The organism is Paraburkholderia sp. (assembly GCF_035501035.1).
Classification (GTDB): Bacteria; Pseudomonadota; Gammaproteobacteria; order Burkholderiales; family Burkholderiaceae; genus Paraburkholderia.
The window spans coordinates 1-2,378 of record NZ_DATJWR010000434.1 but is presented as its reverse complement, the minus strand read 5'-3'; the positions used below and the strand labels follow the sequence as shown (position 1 = coordinate 2,378).

Here is a 2,378-nt window from a genome sequence, read left to right as displayed (position 1 = left end):
CATTCCCACGGACGTGAAGATGGACGACAAGCACGATCCGAAGCGCAGCGCCGCCGAAATCGTGATGACCGAGCTGCACGCGGGCGGCAAGTTCGACCAGAACAGCTACAAGGTCTCGGGCGGCCTGCACGGCGTGGGCGTGTCGTGCGTGAACGCGCTCTCGAGCTTTCTGCGCCTCACGGTGCGCCGCAACGGCAAGAAGTACTTCATGGAGTTCCACCGTGGCGTGCCGCAGAACCGCGTGCTCGAAGAGCGCGACGGTCACATGGTCTCGCCCATGCAGCTGCTCGGCGACACGGAAAACCGCGGCACCGAAGTGCACTTCATGGCCGACGAAACCATCTTCGGCAGCGTGGAGTACCACTACGACATTCTCGCGAAGCGCATCCGCGAACTCTCGTTCCTGAACAACGGCGTGCGCATTCGCCTGACCGACCAGCGCACGGGCAAGGAAGACGACTTCGCGTTCGCAGGCGGCGTGAAGGGCTTTGTTGAGTACATCAACAAGCAGAAGCAGGTGCTGCACCCGACCATCTTCTACGTGCAAGCCGAGAAAGAAGGCGTGGGCGTGGAAGTGGCGATGCAGTGGAACGACAGCTACAACGAAAGCGTGCTCTGCTTCACGAACAACATCCCGCAGCGCGACGGCGGCACGCACTTGACGGGCCTGCGCGCGGCGATGACGCGCGTGATCAACAAGTACATCGCCGACAACGAAATCGCGAAGAAGGCCAAGGTCGAGACCTCGGGCGACGACATGCGCGAAGGCCTCTCGTGCGTGCTTTCGGTGAAGGTGCCGGAGCCGAAGTTCAGCTCGCAGACCAAGGACAAGCTGGTGTCGTCCGAAGTGCGCGCGCCGGTCGAGGACGTCGTGGCGAAGGCGCTCGAAGAGTTCCTGCTCGAAACGCCGAACGACGCGAAGACGATTTGCGGCAAGATCGTCGATGCCGCACGCGCACGCGACGCCGCGCGCAAGGCGCGCGAAATGACGCGCCGCAAGGGCGTGCTCGACGGCGTGGGCCTGCCGGGCAAGCTCGCGGATTGCCAGGAGAAGGATCCGGCGAAGTCGGAGATCTATATCGTCGAGGGCGACTCGGCGGGTGGCTCGGCCAAGCAGGGGCGTGACCGCAAGTTCCAGGCAATCCTGCCGCTGCGCGGCAAGGTGCTCAATGTCGAGAAGGCGCGCTACGACAAGCTGCTTTCGAGCGAGCAGATCGTCACGCTGATCACGGCGCTTGGCTGCGGCATCGGCAAGGACGACTACAACCTCGAGAAGCTGCGTTATCACCGCATCATCATCATGACCGACGCGGACGTGGACGGCGCGCACATCCGCACGCTGCTGCTCACGTTCTTCTATCGCCAGATGCCGGAGATGATCGAGCGCGGTTATGTGTATATCGCGCAGCCGCCGCTCTACAAGCTCAAGGCGGGCAAGGACGAGCGCTATCTGAAGGACGACTCGGATCTGAATGCGCACATGCTGCGCCTCGCGCTGCAGGGCTCGGAGCTCGTGCCGAACGAAGGCGCGACGCCGATCTCGGGCGACGCGCTCGGCGAGCTTGCGCGCTCGTACCAGCTCGCGCGCGGTGTGGTGGATCGCCTTTCGCGCCTGTACGACGAGCGCGCGCTCGAAGCGATCATGGACGGCGTGGCGATCGACCTGGCGAGCGAGGAGTCGACAGAGGCTTCGGCGCGTGCGCTCGAAGCGCAGCTGCGCGACGATCCGCTGAAGCCCGAGGTAAGCGTTCGCTCGATGTACGACCCGGTCCGCGAGCAGCGTTCGCTGCGAGTGGAGCGCCGCCATCACGGCAACGTGAAGGTCTCGGTCATCGACGAGGAGTTCCAGCTCACCGCCGACTATCAGCAGCTCGTGAACACGGCCAATACGTTCAAGGGCTTGATCGGCAAGAACGCCGTCATCAAGCGCGGCGAGCGCAGCATGGCGGTGAACGACTTCAAGAGCGCGATGAAGTGGCTGATCGCGGATGCCGAGCGCAACGTGTCTAAGCAGCGCTACAAGGGCCTTGGCGAGATGAACCCCGGGCAGCTCTGGGAAACGACGATGGATCCCGCTGTGCGGCGTTTGCTGCGCGTGCAGATCGAGGACGCGATTGCCGCCGATGGCATCTTCACGACGCTCATGGGCGATGATGTGGAGCCGCGTCGCGCGTTTATCGAGAGCAATGCGTTGCGGGCGGGGAATATTGACGTTTGATTGTTCTACGCTTTCGCCTGCGAAAGAGCGCCCCCCGGGGCGCTTTTTTTTCGCCATGAACAAAGGGAGTTGGCACCCCGCATCTATCCACAGGCCCCGGCGGATAACCCGAGGAAAAGCCCTGGAAATCACTGTGCATGAATCGGGGATAACTTCAGCG

1 protein-coding gene is annotated in these 2,378 nt (G+C 63.1%); it reads left to right on the top strand.

Features of this window, described 5'->3' with window-relative positions; all coding sequences use genetic code 11:
• On the top strand, positions 1-2,218 hold a 2,218-nt coding region (locus tag VMJ11_RS30785), incomplete at its 5' end, for a DNA gyrase subunit B (RefSeq protein ID WP_325624666.1).
• Positions 2,219-2,378 lie beyond the last annotated feature (160 nt).